The following is a 23,373-nucleotide window of genomic DNA, read 5'->3' as shown; positions in this document are numbered from 1 at the left end:
TTGCTTCACTTTCTGCTTAAATTAGCCCAAGTTCTTTTCCGACTTTTTCATAGATACTAATCGCTTTATCCAACATTTCCTTTGTATGTGCTGCAGTCGGCATATTTCTTACACGCCCTGTTCCCCGCGGTACTGTCGGAAAGACAATTGATTTTGCATAGACTCCTTCTTCATTTAATCGTTTACTAAATGCTTGTGTTGCGTTTTCATCTCCAATTATACAAGGCGTAATAGGTGTTTCACTATTACCAATATCAAAGCCTAACTGTTTTAAGCCAGTCTTTAAATAATTTCCATTTTCCCATAACTTTTCATTTAGTTCCGTACTTTCCATTAGAATATCAATAGCCTTCGCACTAGCTGCTGCATCAGCTGGTGAAACTGCTGTTGAAAATAGAAATGGACGAGAACGAACCTTTAACCAGTCAATTAAGTTTGCTTTTCCAGCAACATAGCCGCCAATAACACCGATCGCTTTGGATAATGTTCCCATTTGGAAATCAACTTTATCTTGTAGGCCAAAATGCTTTACTGTTCCTGCACCTTTACCTAATACACCAGATCCATGTGCATCATCGACATACGTGATAAGGTCAAATTCCTCAGCAATTTCAACAATTTCCGGAAGCTTGGCAATATCGCCGTCCATGGAAAAGACCCCATCCGTAATTACCATAATCTTTTTATATTGACCGGACTCTACAGCTTCTTTTGCCTTTTGTCTAAGATCTTCCATATCCGAATGGTTAAAGCGAATAATTTTTGCCTTTGATAAACGGCAGCCATCGATAATTGAGGCATGGTTTAACTCATCTGATAAAATGGCGTCATGCTTATCCATTACAGCAGAAATTGCAGCCATATTACAATTAAAGCCGGATTGGTAAGAAATAACCGCTTCTGTTCCCTTAAAAGCTGCTAACTTCTTTTCTAATTCAAGATGTAGATCAAGTGTACCGTTAATGGTTCGAACAGCTCCTGCACCGGCACCATGAGAATCAACCGCTTGTTTTGCAACTTTTTTTAACCGTTCATCTGTAGCTAGTCCAAGGTAGTTATTGGAAGAAAGGTTAATTAGCATTCTTCCACCTATTTTGATTTCTGGACCATTTGGCCCTTCAACCGGATCAATTTCATTATATAAACCACGTTTTTTTAAATCTGCAATATTTTCATTTAAAAAAGAATCCAATGCTTTACTTGTCATTTTACTTGTTTCCTCCTTTTATGTGAGTTTATGTAGTTTCTAAATATTTTAAACAAATAATGGATAAAAGCATGTTTCTTTTTCAGTTTAACACAACTTATACGAAATGTTTAATGGAAGAATACGTACAAACAGTAGTTAAGAAAAACTTAAAAAATAAATCGTTGTAAACATATTGTTAACTTTCTGGGAACCTATATCTGTTTCTACATCGTGGAGATTTTTTTGCGGTAATAGATTCGTTGTCTAGTTTATCCCGCATGTAAGGTCCCGTAAGACCACAACTTCCGAGAAGTTTAAATTGGAGAAAACGGCACCTAAATGCCCGATTGGCTCATCTAACATTTCTTGGGAAAAGCACACCAAGAAATGAAGTTTCCCTTTATCCCGCATGTAAGGTGCCGTAAGACTCCCACTTCAAGTCCTGAGTTGATACAACAGGGTCTAAGTGGGAGAAAGCTCCTACGGAATGAAGTTTTCCTTTATGCGCTCAAGCTTCTAGCAAACCTGTTCCTCTTCCTGTGATAAGTTAACATTGGCTCGAATCTAAAGGAAGGCCGACGAAAAGCAGGCTTGCCGCTTAAGCGTCGGCATACCCCTGTTTTAGAGGCATGTTTTCTTTTACCTCATCAAAAGCTAAAGCTAACCGGTTTATCCGTTGAAAAACGAGCACATGCACTTTTATTCCTTGCTTATGCTTAAGTTGCAAACTTGTAAGATTTACCTGCGAAAATGTCACCAAAAACAATGGTTTAAGCGTGTGAACTTTTTTATACTATAGGAAAGTATAAAACTTTAGGCTTTATCGTATAAGAAAAAACGATAGCTTTCGCCATAAAGATTCGGCGGCAAGCCAAGTTTTTCTAATACTGAATATAGATGCTAGGTAGAAAAAACGAAGAACCAATCGCTCCCTATCTCTACTTTGGGCGAAGGGAAAGGAAGAGGACAATGAAGAAAATTCTTGTTGTACTATTTTTAATCTTAATCATTACTTTTGGTGTGTTTGGATATGTTGAATTAAGCAATAGCAATGCTAATAAAATTGTCCAAACTGTATTAAAATAAATCTTTGAAGTTTGTGTTTAATCAAAACGTATGAAATAACGTTGTTGATATTCAATCAAATAGACAATTGTATTTTTAAGTCTGATGAAGTGATTGAAGTCATCGACAAAACAAAAATTTATTGTAAAATAAATGAATGGTAGTAATTAGCTTTCATTATCATTTAATTGTACTTAGAGAAATTAGCTTTTTATTAGAATTGTGCAATTTGCTTTTTTTTGTACTATAGGAAAGTATAAGAAAAAACGATAGCTTTCGCCATAAAGACTTGGCGACAAGCCAAGTTTTTTCTAATATAGTAATAGAAGGGAGAAGCTTAGTTCTTTCATTTACGGCTGGGGAGGAGGACTGGATATTGAGTGAGAAAACCATTTATTTTCTTTTTACAGATACGGGAACAAACTTAGCGAAAGCGATTAACTTTTTTACAAAACAATCTTTAAATCATGTTTCTATTGGATTTGATAAAGAGTTACATGAACTTTACAGCTTTGGACGTAAACAGCCAAGGAATCCGTTTATTGGTGGGTTTGTAAGAGAGGATATTCACAGTGATTTTTTGAAAAAGTCAAACTGTGCTGTTTATCGCTTTATAGTAACAGGAGAGGAATTTAGAAAAATAGTAGATCATATTAAACGAATTGAGCGCCAAAAACGGGAATATCGTTATAATTTTATTGGTTTGATTGGAATATTACTACAAATTGAGATTAACCGTAAATGTGCATTTTTCTGTTCACAGTTTGTTGCTACTGTTTTAAAGGATGTAAAAAGCTTCCGTCTTGCTAAACCAACATGTTTTGTTACACCAGGAGATATTCGAGCACAAAAAGGGATGGAGCTTATCTATCAAGGGGTGTTAGAAGAATATCCGTATAGTAAAAAGAAGCAGAATAAAACTAACATAGAGTCAACAAAAGTGAAGCAATCATTTATTTTTTTATTATCTTCAAAGGTAAAACGGTTTGTAATCCGTTAAACTGAATTCAAAAGAGACTGGACGAAATCCCAGTCTCTTTTTTGACATATCAAGTTTTGGGGGATAAAAAATAAAAATTTTTACGTTTGCAAGTGGAAAAAATGGGAGACAGAGATTTGGTACCAGCTAAGTTTTTTTGAGGAAAAGTCTTCCCAGACAAGGTGGCTTTTTTACATTATAGGAAAGTAAAAAACTTTAGGCTTTATCCCGCATGTAAGGTGCCGTAAGACTCCCACATAAAAATCTTGAGTTGATACAAAGAGTCAAAGTGGGAGGGCACCTAAATGCCCGATTGGTGTTCAAGGGCCTTTAGGTCATACCCTTGTGGTACTAACATTCCGTGTGAAAAGCGTTCCACGGGAATGAAGTTTCACTTTATCGTATAAGAAAAACGATAGCTTTGCCAGAAAGACATGGCAAAAAGCAAAGTTTTTCCAAACTAGTTATCTTACTGTAAGTATGCCTGACACCTGAGAATCCATGTTCTCATGGTATAAAAAGATACAGTTTGATTATTCAATTCCTAATGTTTGATATGGCACTCTAAATTTGAATGCTATATTATTTGCTTCTAAATCAATGTGCTCGACCTCAATCTGAAAGTTGCTTTTTAGCTTTATATCGGTAACAGCAAGATAAATTTCTTCTTTTTTCGGATTAACTATAACCCACTCTGGCATTGGCAAATATTTTTTAATATACTCCATAATCTTTTGGTTTGGTAATGCCAATAAACCAATGGAGATGGATCTTTGTTTTAAAATAATATCCCCGTTTTCTTGAACAAATGGTTCTAAATGGACAGATAATGGAACAGTTGAAGAAAATACCGGCAATTCTCCAATTAAATGCACATCTTCACCTAATTCAACACGATATCGATGATTTGTTCCCTCTAAAAGCTGATCAATATAAGCATTAACCAGTTCGTTCAAATTTTCTTTTGTTGTTCGTACTACAAACTCGGAGCTTTCACTATTTGGCTTAGCAGAAGGATCAGGATAATCCACTTCTGAAACCGGCCAGAAAATAAATATTAGAAATAGCAGGAACAAAATGATATTTAGAGATAATAAGGCTATAAACCATTGCTTCCATTTCCTTTGTTCAATCCTATTCCCCATATGAGTCATCTTCTTTCTCTTTGTTAATATACTCCAGTACGCGTTCGGCTATAAGCTGATAACCGAGATGATTAGGGTGAAAGTTGTCATCTGCAAATACTTCTTTGGCAGTATTATCAAACAAATCCATCATAGGTATAAAATACGTATGGTCGATTTTTTTTGTAATGTTTTCGCCAGTTGTGTTCCAATCTTTAGCTATGATTTCTAATTCTTGAATATCTTTAAAATACCTCGCAAAGGGGTTGTAAAAGCCTAATAAATAAATGTCTGTAGCAGGATTGATACGCTTTATTTTTCCAATGATTTTAACTAAGCGATTTTCATAGTTTTGTCGCTCGGTAGTAAAATCGTCCATTTCCAAATTTGTGATATTTTCCTTCAATACTTGCATAATATCATTAGCTCCAATGGTAATTAATACAATATTTGCCCGTTGAATAGAGGAATTAATAGCTGGTTCATTTAATCTTTTTAGCAATTGATCGGATCGATTGCCCCGTTTACCAAAATTATCAAACGTACCAGTACTTTTGCGCTTGTTGAACATTTGCTCTAAAACACCTACATATCCTCCTTGCTTCGTTTCATCCCCAATTCCTTGTGTTAACGAATCACCAATCGCAGTAATATAGACCGGTTCAGAAAAATATTTAATCACTGGCTGTTCTTTTTTTAATGCTGATGTATGATATGAGCGCTGTTTATGTTCTTTTATTATATTCACTTTTCCATATGCTTTTGTCTGCCCATTTGTTTCTTGATCTTTATTGGTTAAAGCCATTGGCGATTGGAACAGAATGAATAACCCTATCCCAGTAATCAGCATAAAGATTAAGCCAAAAAAGTACTTGTTTTTACTGTTTTTTTGCATATTTAATCACACCGCTGCTGTATTTATTGTGTAAATTTAATTAGGGGGTAAACTCGTTAACTTCAAATGATATGTTATGTATATAGTTCGGTCATCTACTCTTAGTTTACCGCAAATTGACTATTATAAACCTTTCTATCTGTGAAAAATAAAGATCGCCTCCAAATTTGTAAGGCGATCAAGAAAGGGAAGGTTACTTATAATTTTTCCAATTTTATAATAAAGTAAACCTTTAAATTTAGTAATATTGAATTTTAGAAGCTGTTCAAAAAGTAGGGTAAAAATGAACATCGGTTTCTTCGCACGTTAGAACGGATAAATTTTTAGCGTTGAAGTTCATTCAACGTAGTTAAAAATTTTTAAGTTCTAAGTATACGTACAACTAAGGCTATGGTCTGCGCTTTGCTGCTAGCCAAGTCTTTGTTAGCGGTTTGTTTCTCCCTACCTTGGAAAAAAATAATTTTCCTGCGTGGAATTGAGTCTCAAGGAAGCGATGCTTGCACTCATGTATCTATTAATAGATCTTCTGCTAAAAGTGCCCACGTCCTGTGGGCAACGTAGAAGTCAGTACGTCCTGTACAAGCTTGCTACTCAAAAACTTTGCCGCTTCGAACTTCAACTGGTAACAGAATCTTTACTATTGCTTGATCTTCTCTTATTTTGAAATTTGATTTAATTTGAGACCGTAATCTGGCTCCTATCCGTCCAAAATTTCAAACTCAGCAAATAATGTTGAAAAGATATCATTCATTATACGGTAACTAGACTTTTTTGATTACCTCGGAGAGAAACAGCCAACTCATAAGGATTCTTCCCGGTAATAATCGGTATTCCTACAGCTTTTACATTCTCTAACACAGTAAGATTGGCATCTGGATGTTCGATCCATAAAATCTTACCATCTTTATTAATGAACTGTTGCAATACAGTAGCCGGTAACTCAGGTTGAATAAACCAGATTGCATCCACTATCGTTGGAATAGCAGACAATTCTTCATATTGAGGAAGGGTTTCTGAATGAAAGGTTTTACCAACTTCGACGAGATCAAATCCTAATTTTTCCAATTGCTTCACTTTTTCTTTACTGCTATTATTTGCCTGTCCCAGCCCATATACTACAATCGTTTTCTTACGGACATTCCCATCTTCTCTAGCGAATGGAGAATGGAGTAACCATTCAATGGCATCATCTTCATCAGATCCAATTGTTTCAGCATTCCCAGTTGCTTTGGAAATGGCAGTATCTAATGTTTTTAGCAAATCATTTATCGATTCCAAACCGATAGATAAACGAACCATTTCTTCTGTTGTTCCACTTGCTGCCAATTCTTCTGTTGACAGCTGTTGATGGGTGGTGGATGCCGGGTGAATGATTAATGATTTTGCATCACCAACATTAGCGACATGTGACCATAGTTCAATGTTGTCAATTAACGTACGACCTGCTTCTAGCCCTCCCTTGATACCAAAGGTAATAATCGATCCAGCACCATGACTGAAATATTTTTTAGCTAAATGATAGGATGGATGACTTTCCAGACCTGGATATGATACCCACTCAATTGCCGGATGGCTATTCAGATATGCAGCAACTTTCTGGGCGTTTTGGACATGCTGTGGCAAGCGCAAATGCAATGTTTCCAATCCTTGTAATAATAAAAAGGCATTGTAAGGACTCAAACAGGCACCTATGTCACGTAACAATTGAACTCGTAATTTTGTAGCAAATGCAGCTGGTCCCACATCGACAAACCTTAGACCATGATAGCTTTCATCTGGAACTGTAAATCCCGGGAATTTTTCATGATCCCAATTAAATCGTCCGCCATCGACGACGACACCTCCAATCGTGGTACCATGTCCACCTATCCATTTGGTCGCCGAATGTACGACAATATCTGCACCCCAGGCTAGGGGTTTTGTGATATATGGTGCAAATGTGTTATCAATAATTAGTGGAATATGATGGGCATGGGCAATCGCAGCTATTTTTTCTACATCAAATATATGAAGGCTTGGGTTCGTAATCGTTTCTCCAAAAATAGCTTTTGTTTTATCTGTAATAGCTGCTTCAACCTCGTTCGGATTCGTTCCATCAACAAATTTTACATGAATACCATAACGCGGCAATGTATTCGCAAATAGATTGTAAGTACCGCCGTAAAGGTTACTATCTGTGATAATTTCATCTCCTGCACTTGCTACATTAAGAATGGCAAATGTAATGGCGGCCATTCCTGAAGAAGTTGCAACAGCTTGAACTCCATCTTCTAATTCTGCTACCCGTTGTTCAAACGCAGCAACGGTAGGATTGCCAATTCGCGAGTAGATATTGCCGGCTTCCTTTAATCCAAATAAGTTTTGTGCATGTGTTGTATCGTTAAAAACATAAGATGTCGTTTGATAAATTGGTACAGCTCTTGATCCTGTTGTAGGGTCAGGTATTTGCCCTCCATGTAGTAATACGGTCTCCCTGTCATGCTTTTGAAAATTTGTCATTACTTATTCCTCCCTAATAGTTTTGATGAAGAAAGAGTGAACAGTTCTTAAGAAATAAAATTTTGACTATGCCTAGTCAGCATCGGTTCCTTCTGTTGCCGTGTTTTCTGTTTGGACGTTGCAAACCGACTCCTTTCGTTTTTGCTCACTTGAGGAGAAGAAGAGGTAAATAAAAAAACCTCTTCCTAATAAGAAGAGGGTTTGGGTCATTCCGTTCCTCCTCTTATCTTTCAGATCATTTACAAGATGATCTGTAGGATTTAGCACCGTAAAAAGCAATATGCAGAATTGCTTTCAGGTTGCTGGGTTTCACAGGGCCTATTCCCTCCACCGCTCTTGATAAGAGATACAATTGTTAAATTACTGAATATTATATGAGTATAATGGCTTTATGTCAACTCGTAGTTTTAGAAGATGACATCTGTTTGTTTCTAAACGGATGATAAAAACTCGACAGCATATAGTTTATTAACGCAGCCCAAATAAATAAAAAAGCGATAAAATGGGCTGATGTGAAAGCTTCATCATAGAGAAATACACCTATTAAAAGCATTAATGTAGGAGCAATGTATTGTAAAAAGCCAATCATTCCTAAAGTGATTCGTTTTGCTCCACTAGCAAATAATAATAATGGAACAGCAGTCATTACTCCAGCTCCCATTAATAAAAAGTTAGTGATTGAAAAAAATTCGTTTATTTGAAAAGCATGGTCTGGAATCATAACCACATAAATAATAGCGATTGGTACAATAAGCATCGTCTCTATGGTTAGTCCAGTCATTGCTTTTATATCTAGCTTTTTTTTCAATAATCCATACAGTCCAAAGGTAGTTGCAAGCAGTAAAGAAACCCAAGGGAATGTGCCATAACTAAATGTTAAATACAGAACTCCAATAGTTGCAAGAATAAACGATACGGTTTGTCTCATGGTAAAGGCTTCTTTTAGAACAATGATTCCTAATAAAATACTGATTAATGGATTAATATAATAACCTAAACTTGCTTGAACAACATGATTACTATTTACTGCCCAAATAAAGGTTAGCCAATTAAGGCTAATGACAACAGTTGCCAATGAAATGCCTATTAATTTCCGTTTATCATGAAGCAAAGTTTTCCATTCATCTATAAATTCATGCCAATTTCGGGTAACTAAAACGATGATAAACATGAAAATAAATGACCAGATAATGCGATGAGCTAACGTTTCTCCAGGTGAAACATGATCAAGAAATTTCCAATAGATTGGTAGAAATCCCCATAGAACGTATGCCCCTATTGTATATAAACTACCTGATCTAATCTGAGAAACATCATTCATTTTTCTCCTTCTTTCTTTGGATAGAGTATGGATATGATTTCTTCTTCCATTGTATGTAAGCAAAAGTCTAGCTTTCCTATGCTAGGCTAATTATATTTATTTTAGAGTTGTCTCATTAAATAATCAAGCATTGATGTTTAAAAGATTTGAATACTATTAAAAAAGGTAACATCGTGAAGGAATACTAAAGAAAAGGGACTAACACTATGTATCAGAACATTTCTAACCAAATGGATGAAGCGCTTTTGAAAATAGTCGTTCCTCTAAAACAAAGGAGTAGAATATTTTTCATATTCTAAAAGCAGATATTATGGGAGATGACAATAAAAATGGGAACAAATGTGATTTATGACGGTATGATTCAGCAGAATTGCTGGTAAGCTTAGGTCACATCCATATTCACCTTTCAAACTGCAAAGCAAGGCTACGTCAGCAATACATCACCATTTTTCAAGGACAAGGAAAGCTACGTCAGCGACACACCGGATAACGAATTTTATGGCTCCTTAGATGTTTAACAAAGAGAAAAAGCCCTGTCAAAAAGAAGTGGATCTTAATAACATAGTTGTAAGCGGTTTTGGCTCTATTTATAGGGCTGAGGCCGTTTTTTATGTTAAGCGTGTATAAAATATATGAATCTGAAGATAATCGTTGCCTTTAAGAAATGTTAGGAAAATAACTGAATCATTAGTAATAACAAAAGTGATCTAGGTCATTTTTGTTTACCTATGTAATTTAAAAGGATATGAAAGCGCTTTTTATCTTTGATTTTGCTGATAAAATAAAATATAAAGTGCTGGTTGAGGAGGTTTAAATGGATGAGTAAGAGGAAAATCAGTGATACTATCCAAAGATTCGGGCGAACTTTACTCCTGCCAATTGGAGTACTGGCACCAGTTGGTATGATCTTAGGAATTAGTGGAGCATTGGTTCAAACTTATATGATTGAAAGGTTTCCCTTTTTAGGCTATGAAGTAGTAAACACAGTATTAATTAGTATTCGTACAATAGCAAGTGCCGTGTTTGATAATATCCCATTATTATTTGCAATGGGTGTAGCTTATGGAATGAGTAAAAAAGATAAGGGGATATCTGTCTTTGCCGCTACAACTGGTTATTTAACTTTAATCATTGCAATGCATGTTTGGCTAACCGTAACTGGTAAAATGGCAGATCCGGAGATCATGACTCAATTTGGCCAAATAGAAGTATTAGGTATTCAAACAATGAATATTAATGCGGCAGGGGGGATCATCACCGGATTAGTAGCCGCCTGGGCAACGGATAAGTTTTATAATCTAGAACTGCCAACGGCTTTTGCATTCTTTTCGGGAAAAAAATCCGTCCCGATTATTACAATTGGTCTCATGACCGTCATTGGCCTGGTGATTCCTTTTATCTGGTCATTGTTTGTAGGACTTTTAACGAATTTATCTGCCGTATATTTAAGTGTAGTTGGTCCGTTCTTTACTGCTGCAGGAGAAAGATTGTTTATTCCCTTTGGGCTTCATCATGTGTGGAATGTTCTGTTTAGATTCACGGAGGCTGGAGGGTCATATGTTATTGATGGTGAAACGTATGTAGGAGTTGTCCCTGCGATGACAGAGATTTTATTTAATCAAGGGCCTAATAGTGAGTATTGGTCGATGATGCCAAAGCTAACTCGTTTTATGGCACAGCAGCAAATGTTGGTAACGTTATTTATTTTTCCGGCGATTGCTTTTGCAATGTATAAAACGGCTTATAAAGAAAATAAAGCCTACGTCAAATCAATGTTAATTACAATGGTCTTAACTGCTGTTCTTGGTAATGTTACCGAACCGTTAGAATTTACATTCGTATTTATAGCTCCATTATTATATGTTGTTTATGCTTTTATTGTTGGAATTGGTGCTGTTTTATTATCTTTTGCAGGGGTGGCGATTGGATATATACGTGGAACTATTTTTGATTTTACTATTTTCGGATTGCTTTATGAAAAAACAAATTGGATTTTTCTTGTATTGATTGGTACAGGGTTAGCTATCGTAACTTATTTTTTGTTTCGTTGGGCTATCGTTCGCTTTGATATTAAAACTCCTGGACGCGAAGAACAGCAAAATTTGGATAACTCATTATTAAAGGAAAAACGTTATGGTGATATTGCAGGAATTGTCGTTAAAGCATTAGGAGGAAAAGAAAATATTTTAAATGTCGATAATTGTATTACCCGACTACGGATCGATTTAAAAGATGTTCGGGTTATCGACAAAGATTTATTAACTACCTCTGGGTGTACAGGATTTTTCTTTCCAACGGCAAAACATATTCATGTTGTGTATGGTCCCCAAGTTGAATTTGTAAAAAATGCGGTTGATGATGAAATACGAAACTAAAATGGAGAGAGATAAATGAGAGCATTATATGATTCAAAAAGTAAGACAATGGATGATCAAGGTATAAAAAAATTATTTACACAAGAGGAAAAATATAAAACATGGTTATTATTTGAAGCTGCTTTAGCACAGGCACAAGCTGAATACGGATTTATTCCCCAAAAAGCGGCAGACGATATTAAACAAGCAGCTAAAATAGAAAATATCGATTTTGCAGAAATGGATCAAATATATAAAAAAATAGGACATGGTTTTGTTCCTTTTTTAAAGGTATTAGTAAAAGCTTGTCCAGAAAATAGTGGAAAGTATGTTCATTATGGGATAACAACACAAAATATACAACAAAGCTCACAACTTTATATTCTAAAAAAAGCACATCATCAGTTTATGAAAATAATCGGTAAAATTTTAGGTAATTTAAGTGCTTTGGCATATGAAAATAAGGATACGGTAATGCCTGGAAGAACCCATGGGAGACATGCGATTCCTATTACATATGGGTATAAGGTTTCGGTATGGATTAGCGAATTTATTCATTGCTATGAACGTATGGCAGAAGCAGAAAAAAGGGTTTTTAAAATTATGATGGGAGGGGCTGTAGGTACATTTAGTTCCATGCCGGAAGTTGGCATTCAAGTACAAGAGCGTGTTGCTGAGTTAGTAGGAATGTATCCGATGGAAGTTCCTTCAAGAAATATAAGTACACATAAATTAGAGTATATGATGAACTTGTCATTACTAGCCAATGTCTGCCATAAAATAGCTGAAGAAGTATATAGTACAACATTGGAAGAAATAGCAGAGGTTTCAGAAGGATTTAGTGAGGGTACGATCGGCAGCAGTACCATGCCACATAAAATTAATCCGAAACTAGCTAAAGGGATTATTGCAAACTCTCAAAAACTGTATTCTTTACCTGGAGTCGGAATGTATTCAGCAGTACGTCCATATGAAGGGGATAGCAGTTCCTATATGCTATTCGATGGTTTGCTTGAAGAAGCAATGGAATTAATTACGGAGGTTTTATTACGGTGTGAGGAATTAACAAGAACAATAGTCGTTCATAAAGACAGGATGCTTTATAATGCTTTACGTAACAAGGGATTGGATAATAGTGAATATGTGATGATGAAATTAGCAGAAAAACTGGGTAAAGATCAAGCGCATTCACTCATGTATGAAATTGCAATGAAGACTGCTGCGGGGGGCGAAGACTTCTTTGCTAATTTAAAAGCAAATGAAAAGATTGCCAGTGACTTTACAGATGAAGAAATTAAAGAGATGATTGACCCGAGAAACTATATCGGGCTTTCCGTTACAATAGCGGAGAAGGAAGCCAGTAGAGCAAAAGAAGTTAAAGAAGAGATATTAAATAAGTATAACTGACGGCATTAACCCTTCCTACTTAGATGTAAGAAGGGTTAATGTCATTTTGTATGAATGTTTTTATCCCGCATGTAAGGTGCCGTAAGACTCCCACTTCAAAATCTTGAGTTGATACAAAAGGTCTAAGTGAGAGAAAACGGCACCTAAATGCCCGATTCGTTCAAGGGCCTTTAGGTCATACCCCCTGAGGTACTAATATTCAGTAGGAGGCTGAATGAAGTTTCACTTTATCCATAAATCACTGGTGAGAATAGTTTAACGTGTTATACTAAATCGTAGCAATTTGTCTAAGAACATAGCCAGATAACAGGAAATATTTGAATGGATTGAGGAATGAAACATGTTGAATTTTTTAGATAATTATGAAGAGATGACGGCGAGTGAACGAAAGGTTTTGAACTATATTGTTGAACATATGGATGTTATCCCTTACATGAAGATAAACGATTTAGCGGAAACCACTTATGTATCAAAAACAGTGATAATCAATCTTGCTCAAAAACTGGGTTATAGTGGGTACAAGGAATTAAAATATCATATTAATCAATCTGTAAAAGATAAAGTACTTGATCAAAAACATAGTGATTTATCTTACCGTGAAATATTAGATCAAAGTATAAATAAAACATTATCTATTGTTAGTGAAGAAATGCTCCAAAATTGTGCTAAAAAAATACAAACATCGGAAAATGTGTTTATTATGGCTAGAGGCACTAGTAAGGCAGTAGGTTATTATTTAGAGCATCTTTTATTATCAATCGGAATTCAATGTATTTTTATAAAAGATTATAATCTATCTGAACTATTTACAAACTTTGTGGCAAAAAACGATATGGTTATATTTATTTCTATGTCGGGAAATACCAAAAAGATTATTAATACAGCAAAAAAAGTACATTTTAAAAAAGCAAAAATAATTAGTATTACTTCTTTTCAAACAAATGAATTAACTAAATATACAAACGATAACTTATATTGTTACTCTGATAACAATGATACAAAGAAAAATGATAAAATATCGCGGATTGGATTTTTCTTAATTGTTGATTTATTAATTAATGAATTAACACGTTTAAATGAATATTAACTATTGAATGTAATTGGTGAATGCTTTAATGATGCCGTTGAATTTTCCCATGGACTTTTTAAAATCCGTGTTATGGAGCTTGCGATCAATAAGTATAGTTTTAGTTGCAGGCTCTTTTGCATGAAACGTAACACCTACTTATTTACCTTATACATAAAGTGGGAATTAAACAAGACAATAACGTATAATAAAGAAACCGACTATTTTAGCGTGATATCTAAGATTGTGAAGAATAAGTTAATTAGTCGAGTAGTAAAAATAAAATGCGCTAGCGTTTTAACGCAAATTTAGGACGTAATGAAATTTTAAATGCCAACTGTATAAGTGAAAGAAAGCCAATAATCTGCACGAAAGTCTTGTGCTGGTCACGTTTTCTTTAGTACTATAGGAAAAAGCATTAAACTTTAGGCTTTATCCCGCATGTAAGGTGCCGTAAGACTCCTGCTTCAAGAGCCTTTAGTTGATACAAAGGGTCAAAGTGGGGGAAAACGGCACCTAAATGCCCGATTCGTTCAAACTAACATTCCGTGTAAAAAGCATTCCACGGAATGAAGTTTCACTTTATCGTATAAGATAAACGATAGCTTTCGCCATAGAGACTTGGGCGACAAGCCAAGTTTTTCTAATAAAATATTAGAAATTAAAGTCGTTTTATAATTGAAACTAACGACAATTGTTGTTGTATGCTATATTATTGGTGAAATGTTTGTCATTATCATCCAATTTTTGTTAGGGAGTAATAGTTTATGGGAAGGGGAATCATAAGTAAATGGAAATTATGTCTTATTTATTTGGTTCCATGTTAATTTTTAATATTACATTAGGAATTTCTATCGTCTTTCTAGAGCGGAAGGATGCAAGTTCCACATGGGCATGGTTAATGGTTCTATTGTTTATCCCAATTGCAGGATTTTTTTTGTATCTAATTTTCGGAAAGCCTATCAGTAAACGAAGAATCTTTACATGGGACACGAAAAGCAGGCTTGGTGTGAAGGCAGCCGTACAAGCCCAACTGCGTGCACTGGAAGAAGGTACATTCGCATATAAAAATGAAGACATCGCTGAGTATGAGGATTTATTTTATTTACATTTACGAAATGATGATGCTATTTTTACGCATAATAACAGTGTGAAGATATTTACGGATGGAGCTGAAAAGTTTGAAGCTTTAATCGAGGACTTAAAAGCGGCAACAGATCATATTCATTTGCTCTATTACATTATTCGTAGTGATAATCTTGGTCAGCGAATTGCCGATATTTTAGTTAAAAAAGCAAAAGAAGGGCTTGAAGTACGCGTTTTGTTTGATGACATGGGTTCTCGCTCGCTCAAGCGCAAATACATTAAGCGGCTACGTAAGGCTGGAGTAGAGGTGGAAGCTTTCTTTCCGCCCAAAATACCAAAGATCAATTTTAAAATAAACTACCGAAATCATCGTAAATTAGCAATTATTGATGGCAAAATAGGCTATATTGGTGGTTTTAACATTGGTGATGAATACTTAGGAAAGAAGAAAAAGTTTGGATATTGGCGTGACACGCATTTACGTATTTATGGAGATGCGGTACATCAGATGCAGACGCGCTTTATCTTGGATTGGAATCAGGCTTCCCGTAATGATATTTTATATGAAAATCGTTATTATAGTTCCGTTCCAACTGGCGATGTGGGGGTACAAATTGTCTCTAGTGGGCCGGATTCTGACTGGGAACAGATCAAAAATGGTTATATTAAAATGATTATGAGTGCAAAAGAATATGTTTATATTCAAACTCCTTATTTTATACCCGATGAGAGTTTACGTGATGCACTAAGAATCGCTTCGTTGTCCGGAGTTAATGTAAGAATTATGATTCCAAACAAGCCGGATCATCCATTTGTCTATTGGGCAACTTTATCTTATATTGGAGACTTACTGGAAGCAGGCGCAGAGGTCTTTATTTATCAAAATGGTTTTTTACATGCAAAAACAATTGTCGTTGATGGGAAAATTGCTTCCGTGGGAACTGCAAATATTGATGTTCGCAGTTTTCGTTTAAATTTTGAAGTGAATGCATTTTTATATGATCAGGACCTGGCTCAGCGGTTAGTCTTTGAATTTGAGAAGGACATGATGCTATCTACACAAATGTCGAAAAATCTTTACCGTCAGCGCTCCATAGGTATTCGTTTTAAAGAATCCATTTCTCGACTTCTTTCACCAGTATTGTAAGCATCAACTAAATACTTAAGAGGTGATAACATGAACAAGAAGACATGTGCCAAATCTTTAGCTATTAGGAACATCTTATGTATTACCGCCAGACGCGAATTCTTACGTTACACTTTTGGTGGTAAACGGATGGCTCATATGGGTGATGGAGCGGCGATTGCAGCCTCCTAGGCATGCCAACTGCCTCTGTTGATTTTTTATTTCCTGTCAAAAATGGTCATTCATTTGTGTAGAGGCGTTTGTCACCTGGACATATCCTACGTCGACGGAAGTATTTATAAAAACAGTGACAGAAAACTTTCGAACCGGCGAAAGACATGTTTGCTCGACTGCTTTTTGCACTATAGGAAAGTATAAAACTTTAGGCTTTATCCCGCATATAAGGGGAAAACCACAACTTCCGAGAAGTTTAAATTGGAGAAAACAGCACCTAAATGCCCGATTGGCTCATCTAACATTTCTTAGGAAAAGCATACCAAGAAATGAAGTTTCACTTTATCGTATAAGAAAAACGATAGCTTTCGCTAAGGACTTGACGACAAGCCAAGTTTTTCTAAAGGTTTGTGGCAATTGATGAAGATGGTAACCCAAGTCCGGTACCTTGTATGAGTCCCCAAACCGATATGAAAAAATCAGCTCGATCCGTGCTGCACAACAGAGAGAGCGACAAATGCCATCAAGAGAATTCGCAGAGATTTTTGGGACAGATTATCCATGGAATCAGTAAGGATTTTGGTTTAAAATATTAAAAATAGGTTTGGAAGGTCTTTTTATTTTTAGCAAATAAAGAGTATTTAGAAATAAAAATCTTCCATTTTAAAGGAGGGATGTCCTGAGATAAATTTACACGATCTTTATGTTAAGCAGTCTTACAACGAAGTCCTTGTTGTAAGCAGAAGGAGGATACGAAAATGGTTTTTTTAGAAAACATAGTAAGTCAGGTAAATGACGTATTATGGACGTATGTGTTGATTGCTGTTTTATTAGGTTTAGGACTTTGGTTTACGATAAAAACTGGATTTGTCCAGTTTAAGTTTTTACCTGAGATGTTTCGCGTGATTACTGATAAACGCGCAGTTAGTGCCTCAGGGAAGAAGGGTACCTCTTCTTTTCAGGCGTTTGCAATCAGTGCTGCATCAAGAGTCGGTACAGGAAATATGGCTGGTGTTGCAGCGGCAGTAGCTACTGGTGGGCCCGGTGCAGTATTTTGGATGTGGCTTATTGCTCTGTTAGGAGCAGCTTCTGGATTTGTAGAGAGTACATTAGCACAAATATATAAAGTTCCCGATAAGACACAATATCATGGTGGACCGGCCTATTACATGGAAAAGGGTTTGAATAACAAATGGCTTGCAGTATTATTTGCGGTTACAATAACATTTACTTACGGACTGGTATTTAATTCTGTTCAATCGAATACAATTAGCTTAGCATTTGAAAATGAGTTTGCTATCAGTAAAAACGTAATTGCAGTTATTTTATTTATTTTTACAGCTGTTGTTATTTTTGGTGGATTAAAAAGCATAGCCAACGTGTCGCAAATTATTGTTCCGATCATGGCAACCTTATACATTGGTTTGGCAATTTATGTTTTAATCGCAAATATTACTGCAATTCCTGATATGATTTCCGTTATTTTTACGAATGCATTTGGAATCCGTGAAGTAGCTGGCGGTGGATTTGGTGCAGCGATTATGATGGGAATTAAACGAGGTCTTTTCTCCAACGAAGCTGGTATGGGAAGTGCACCAAACGCTGCTGCGACTGCTGAAGTAACGCATCCAGTAAAGCAAGGTTTAATCCAAGCGTTAGGAGTATTCTTTGATACTATTTTAATTTGTAGTGCTACTGCTTTTATCATTATTACAGCTGGCGGTTACGAAGGGAGCAAAGCCGATGGCATTCAAATCACACAAAACGCGTTTGCATTTCATATTGGCGACTGGGCGAGCGCTTTTATAGCCATTGCCATCCTTTTATTTGCTTACAGCTCCATTTTAGGAAATTATTATTATGGTGAAACAAATATCGCCTACATTCGCAATAGCAAGATAGGTTTATTTTTATACCGCCTTGCAGTATTAGCGATGGTAGCCTTTGGTGCGATAGCTACCTTCGACTTTGTTTGGGCATTAGCCGATTTGACAATGGCCATTATGGCATTAATTAACTTATACGCCATTGCAAGATTGTTTAAAATTGCTAATCAAGCATTGCAAGATTATCGCAGGCAACGGAAACAAGGAAAAGATCCAGTGTTTTATCGTGATGTACTAGATAATCAAGACGGGATTACTTATTGGGGGCGCGATCAAGTGTCTGATCATGATTAATGAAAGGTGCGAACTCCTTTAAAAGAGTTCGCACCTTTTGCTTTATCCATACTCCTCGAATATCACGCTAAAGGGAGCTATGTTAAATTTTTGCTACATACATGAAGGAAAAGAGAAATCCTGTTGGAATTCTTATTTTGTGTTTTCATTTAACTCGTCTAAAGAGATATAATTCTCTGCCCAATTTTGAATTTCCTCAATAACGGGTGCTAAAGCTTTGCCTTTTTCAGATAAAGAGTACTCTATTCGCACAGGGAATTCTGAATATATGTCCCGTGTTACAATGCCTTCTTTTTCTAACATTTTTAGTCGATCAGAAAGCAGTCTTCCACTAATTGGCAAGTCAGCTTCCATTTCAGAAAAACGTTTGGTTCCCTTTAATAAATCAAAAAGGATAAGCCCTACCCAGCGTGTACTTAAAAGGCCCATAGCCTTTTCAAAGCGCGGACAAAGGTTTTCCATCATTATCACCTCAGATCGTATCTATTCCAACAATTGAAACAGTTATTACGAAAAGTAACCTATTATTAGGTTAACATATTCTAAATAACACGTAAAGTTTAGTATAGAGGGCTAATCCAGTGATAATAAGGTAAGTATCATCTACTCTCTTAAAATGTCTAGGAAACATATCTTTTTCATTCCCAGCATGTAACTGGAAAGATAACCTGCTCTTCTATGCTACAAGGCGAACCCTAGAAAGATAAGTGGAGGATCTAACTGCAAATCAAATGCTTGATGTTGTACATTCTAACAGTCAGTGGGGGATAAAAGAAAACCGCTGATTGAGGATTCACTTTATATGAAGGATATCTTTTTGAAAGTAGCTCCGTCTAGCATATGTGCTCGAACGACTAGCAACTTCGATTTTCTTCCCAGATAAGTCAACATGAACTTCCTCATGTCACAGTTTCCTTTATTTCGTTAAAATACGCTCCAATTTGTACGTAGCTAAACGAGTGCTTCTAGTTTTAACTAATTGACTACACCCATTATTCGCATTTGACGTGTTCTCTGTAATAAAATTCTTATATATTAATACCATCATTCGAAACGGGAGGAAACAGTCTTTAATATGGTTTTTGCTGGAAGATAAAAGAACTTTGTTGATTAATGCACAATATTTTTTGGTAATTTTTTTGGGTTTGTGAAATAATATTAGTGTGAAATAATTTAAGTGGAGGTAAGGTAATGGTTAGTCAACGGACACAAGAAAAATATGCTGAATTAGCATTAAAAACAGGTGTAAATTTACAACAAGGTCAAGCCCTTATGATAAATGCGCCTATTGAAGGTGCTGAATTTACAAGAATCGTTGCCCGAAAAGCATATGAAATGGGAGCAAAAGATGTACATATTAATTGGGTGGATGATGAGCTGACAAGACTAAAATTTGAACATGCCCCGGATGAAGTCATCGCAAGTTTTCCTGATTGGAAGGTTAAGCTTCATGACAGTTTTGCCGAAGATGGAGCAGCTGTATTAAATATTCGAGCTACGAATCCGGACTTACTAGAGGGGATTGATCCTACAAGAGTTGCCAAAGCGAATAAAGCTGCAGCAGAAGCCATGAAAAACTATAGAAAATATACGATGAACGACCGGATCGCCTGGTCAATTATTTCGATCCCAACTGGAGACTGGGCGCAAAAGATTTTCCCAAATAAGTCCCGAGAAAAAGCAGTTGAAAGTTTATGGGAGGCAATCGTAAAAATAGTTCGAGTTGACCAGGAAGACCCAATTGCTGCTTGGGATGCTCATAATAAACGACTAAGAACAGTACGGGAAAAATTAAATCAGAAGAACTATAAGAAGTTAATTTTTACGGCACCAGGTACTAATTTGGAAATGGAACTTCCAGAAGGACATATATGGAAAGGTGGGTCTGCACAAACAGAGGGGGGGGTAACATTTAACCCAAATATGCCTACAGAAGAAGTGTTCTCTCTTCCACATAAGTATGCCGTTCATGGAACAGTGGCCAGCACCAAACCACTTAATTATGGCGGCAGTTTAATTGACGGTTTCAGTTTAACTTTTAAGGAAGGTAAAGTAGTCGACTTTCAAGCTGAAGAGGGAGAAGCTGTGTTAGAACAAATCCTAAATATTGACGAAGGATCGAAGCGCCTTGGAGAGGTTGCACTTGTACCGCATGAATCACCAGTTTCACAATCAGGCTTAATCTTTTATAACACATTGTTTGATGAAAATGCGTCTTGTCATATCGCCCTTGGAAAGGCATATCCAACTAATCTGAAGGGTGGTTCTTCCATGAATGAACAAGAGCTTGATCAACATGGAGTAAACGATAGCCTGGCACATGTAGATTTTATGATTGGCTCAGAGCATTTAAATATTGATGGTGTTCTTCAGGATGGTACGATTGAACCAGTATTTCGGAACGGAACATGGGCGTGGAAATAGAAAATTAAAGATGAAAACAACCAATCGATTTGGTTAAAAGAGATGGATTGGTTGTTTTTTAATTGTTTAGGAGACTATAAACTTTGTTCATTGTGGATAATTTTTGAATAATAATTTATCCACATCAGTTTCAGTGCCTAGCTCCTCGGGGTCGCTTCATTTCTCCTGAGGCGCGAGCAGCCTCTTTGTTGGAGTTTCAGCACTTGGTGGGGGCTGCCTAATGCGCTTCTAGCTTTTGTTCTAGAAATTATCTTTACTTCTATGTTGTAAATAACTGTTAGTAGCGTTGTTGTCTAGCCTAAAGTTCTCTTGTTCATTGAGAATGGCTTACCTCTTACATATATCCATTTTTTGTTAGAACAGCTTTAATTTTTGTATAATCAAATGTTTCGGGAAGTGACTCCTTTAACGGTTTCAGTTTGGAAGCATCCAGTTTGTCTCTAGCTTCTAAGACAGTATCTTCTTCCTCTGGTGTAAAAAAGATTTCCCATGCAATTGGATATCCATCTTTGAACGCTTTAAATAAATGTGTCTCGACAGTTTGTAGCGACAATTCACGTATAATAGCAATATCCTTAATCGACTTGCCAGATTGGAACATTTGGTAACTAACTAAGTGACTTGGGCGGTCATCCGGTCGATGAGAGTCTCTTTTTTGGACAGGAGCATTTTGAATGGGAATTACTTTTTTTACATCGGGATGGTTTCTTTTCCAGTCTAGAAGCACACTCAAAAAGGCTTCCCCAAATTGCTCGAACTTCTTTTCTCCTACACCCTTGATCATGAGCATTTCATCTTTTGTTTCTGGTAAATATCTGCTTAGATCCTTCAATGTTACATCGGAAAATAACACATACGGCGGGACGTTTTTTTCATCGGCAATTTGTTTTCGTAACTTGCGCAGCATGTTAAACAAATCTTCATGGTAGTCAGCAGCCTCATTTACTGGAACGGAGGCAGTAAACATGGTTACCGTTTTCTTTCCCATTAATACAGCTACCGATTCCTTGTTTAACCGTAAAGTTGGATATTTTCCTTCTTCAATTGTTAATACTTGTTCAGCTACTAAAAAATGAATGAACTCGGTTAGTTCTTTTTCTGTGTAGGAAGAGAGAATTCCATACGTAGACAACCGATTCAGTCCAAATTCTTTTATTTTTTTATCCTTCGAACCTTTTAGTACTTTTGCAGTCATACCTACACCAAATCGTTCATCCATTCGCTTCACACAAGATAGGATTTTTTGTGCTTCTTCCGTGATATCGACTTGTTCTTGGCGCTCCACACAATTACTGCAGCGTCCGCAGTTCGTCTGCTGATTTGTTTCATGAAAATAATTTAAAATAAACGATGTTAAGCAGCTATGTGTATGGCAATAATTAATCATTGCTTGTAGCTTTCGATATTCTCCCTGTTTTTTTAGCTCATCCATGAAAGACTGCTCAATTAAAAATTTTTGCATTTGTACATCCTGAGGGGAAAACAACAAAATACAATCGCTTGGCTCGCCGTCTCTTCCAGCTCTTCCAGCTTCTTGATAATACGATTCTATATTCATTGGCATGGCATAATGAATAACAAAACGAACGTTGGATTTGTCGATCCCCATCCCAAAGGCATTGGTTGCTATCATTAACTGTTTTTCATCATGAATAAACGAAGATTGAGCAGTTTTTCTTTCCCATTCTGTTAATCCGGCGTGATACTTGCTAACTTCATATCCTTGTTTCATTAATCGTTCATAAAGTGTGTCTGCTTGTTTTCGGGTAGCCGTATAAATTATTCCTGATTCTCCTTCTCTTTTTTGTAGAAAGGAGCGGATATACGACAGTTTATCTCTTCCTTTAATAAGATGAAAGGATAAGTTTTTTCTTTCAAATCCTGTATTAACAACGTACTGAATATGTAACTGCTGCTGTATATCTTCAATAACTTCCTCCGTTGCCGTCGCTGTTAAAGCTATGATAATTGGGTTACCAGATAACTGTTGCAACTGAGGAATAATGGAACGGTAACTAGGACGGAAATCATGTCCCCATTGCGAAATGCAATGTGCTTCATCGAAAGCAATTAACGATATTCGAATTCGCTTTAGCACACGAATGAATGAATTCGAATCAAAACGCTCTGGTGCCACGTATACAAATTTATACCTGCCTAAAGCAATATCTTTAAGGCGAGTCTGCTGTTGCTCCATGGACAATGAGCTATTAATATAAGTTGCGGCAATCCCTAATGCAAGTAAGGAATCAACTTGATCTTTCATTAATGAAATGAGTGGTGAAATAATAATAGCTGTTCCTTCTAGAGCTAGACCAGGAATTTGATAGCAAATTGATTTTCCTCCGCCAGTTGGCATGACAGCAAGAACGTTGTTTCTGTTAATAATATGGTTAATGGTTTCTTGTTGGCCTGGTCGAAAATGCTCATAACCAAAATAGGTCTGTAATAATTTTTCTTCTCGTACACCCATTTGGAGCGTCC

The 23,373-nt window shown here is 36.2% G+C and carries 14 protein-coding genes and 1 riboswitch; of the genes, 7 read left to right on the top strand and 7 right to left on the bottom strand.

From position 1 onward, the window contains the following. Positions 1-16: 16 nt before the first annotated feature. Positions 17-1,207 carry a glycine C-acetyltransferase gene (locus JNUCC74_RS16960; RefSeq protein ID WP_454066212.1) on the bottom strand — a complete coding sequence of 397 codons (1,191 nt, stop codon included), beginning with the start codon at positions 1,205-1,207 and terminating at the stop codon, positions 17-19. A 1,423-nt stretch (positions 1,208-2,630) separates the two neighbouring features. Here JNUCC74_RS16960 and JNUCC74_RS16955 point away from each other — a divergent pair. Further along, positions 2,631-3,254 carry a hypothetical protein gene (locus JNUCC74_RS16955; RefSeq protein WP_454066211.1) on the top strand — a complete coding sequence of 208 codons (624 nt, stop codon included), beginning with the start codon at positions 2,631-2,633 and terminating at the stop codon, positions 3,252-3,254. Between the two features lie 512 nt (positions 3,255-3,766). Here JNUCC74_RS16955 and JNUCC74_RS16950 read toward each other — a convergent pair. From JNUCC74_RS16950 to rarD, 4 genes are all read right to left on the bottom strand, one after another. Continuing rightward, complete coding sequence (locus tag JNUCC74_RS16950) at positions 3,767-4,378, bottom strand: YpmS family protein (protein WP_245799713.1); 612 nt, start codon at positions 4,376-4,378, stop codon at positions 3,767-3,769. Continuing rightward, on the bottom strand, positions 4,368-5,252 hold the full coding sequence (locus JNUCC74_RS16945) for an SGNH/GDSL hydrolase family protein (protein WP_454066210.1): 885 nt from the start codon (positions 5,250-5,252) through the stop codon (positions 4,368-4,370). The genes JNUCC74_RS16950 and JNUCC74_RS16945 overlap by 11 nt, the downstream gene beginning before the upstream one ends. Before the next feature lie 750 nt (positions 5,253-6,002). Beyond that, the gene (locus tag JNUCC74_RS16940; RefSeq protein WP_454066209.1) at positions 6,003-7,751 is read right to left on the bottom strand and encodes an O-acetylhomoserine aminocarboxypropyltransferase/cysteine synthase family protein; all 1,749 of its coding nucleotides are present in this window, start codon (positions 7,749-7,751) and stop codon (positions 6,003-6,005) included. Positions 7,752-7,971: 220 nt separating this feature from the next. Beyond that, a riboswitch (SAM riboswitch) is annotated at positions 7,972-8,097 on the bottom strand. Between the two features lie 48 nt (positions 8,098-8,145). Next, positions 8,146-9,072 (bottom strand): EamA family transporter RarD, encoded by a 927-nt coding sequence (gene rarD, locus JNUCC74_RS16935; protein WP_454066208.1) that lies wholly within the window; start codon positions 9,070-9,072, stop codon positions 8,146-8,148. An 818-nt stretch (positions 9,073-9,890) separates the two neighbouring features. On the opposite strand from rarD, the gene JNUCC74_RS16930 reads away from it, so the two are divergent. The 5 genes from JNUCC74_RS16930 to JNUCC74_RS16910 all read left to right on the top strand — a co-directional run bounded on the left by JNUCC74_RS16930 (position 9,891) and on the right by JNUCC74_RS16910 (position 18,465). Beyond that, positions 9,891-11,447 (top strand): PTS transporter subunit EIIC, encoded by a 1,557-nt coding sequence (locus JNUCC74_RS16930; RefSeq protein WP_454066207.1) that lies wholly within the window; start codon positions 9,891-9,893, stop codon positions 11,445-11,447. A 15-nt stretch (positions 11,448-11,462) separates the two neighbouring features. Continuing rightward, on the top strand, positions 11,463-12,833 hold the full coding sequence (locus JNUCC74_RS16925) for a class-II fumarase/aspartase family protein (protein WP_454066206.1): 1,371 nt from the start codon (positions 11,463-11,465) through the stop codon (positions 12,831-12,833). A gap of 340 nt (positions 12,834-13,173) precedes the next feature. Further along, a complete protein-coding gene (locus tag JNUCC74_RS16920) occupies positions 13,174-13,920 on the top strand; it encodes a MurR/RpiR family transcriptional regulator (RefSeq protein WP_454066205.1) in 747 nt (248 codons plus the stop codon). Between the two features lie 769 nt (positions 13,921-14,689). Next, on the top strand, positions 14,690-16,132 hold the full coding sequence (gene cls / locus JNUCC74_RS16915) for a cardiolipin synthase (protein ID WP_454066204.1): 1,443 nt from the start codon (positions 14,690-14,692) through the stop codon (positions 16,130-16,132). A 911-nt stretch (positions 16,133-17,043) separates the two neighbouring features. Further along, a complete protein-coding gene (locus tag JNUCC74_RS16910; RefSeq protein ID WP_454066203.1) occupies positions 17,044-18,465 on the top strand; it encodes an alanine/glycine:cation symporter family protein in 1,422 nt (473 codons plus the stop codon). 132 nt (positions 18,466-18,597) lie between these two features. On the opposite strand, the gene JNUCC74_RS16905 is transcribed toward JNUCC74_RS16910, so the two are convergent. Then, on the bottom strand, positions 18,598-18,927 hold the full coding sequence (locus tag JNUCC74_RS16905) for a winged helix-turn-helix transcriptional regulator (RefSeq protein WP_454066202.1): 330 nt from the start codon (positions 18,925-18,927) through the stop codon (positions 18,598-18,600). 729 nt (positions 18,928-19,656) lie between these two features. On the opposite strand from JNUCC74_RS16905, the gene JNUCC74_RS16900 reads away from it, so the two are divergent. Beyond that, complete coding sequence (locus JNUCC74_RS16900; RefSeq protein WP_454066201.1) at positions 19,657-20,889, top strand: aminopeptidase; 1,233 nt, start codon at positions 19,657-19,659, stop codon at positions 20,887-20,889. A gap of 334 nt (positions 20,890-21,223) precedes the next feature. Here JNUCC74_RS16900 and recQ read toward each other — a convergent pair whose 3' ends face one another. Further along, complete coding sequence (gene recQ / locus JNUCC74_RS16895; protein WP_454066200.1) at positions 21,224-23,362, bottom strand: DNA helicase RecQ; 2,139 nt, start codon at positions 23,360-23,362, stop codon at positions 21,224-21,226. Between the last annotated feature and the right edge of the window lie 11 nt (positions 23,363-23,373).

The sequence above is a fragment of the Cerasibacillus sp. JNUCC 74 genome (assembly GCF_053667775.1).
Note: the sequence above shows the minus strand (reverse complement) of the source record. Positions and strands in the feature narration are given on the sequence as shown.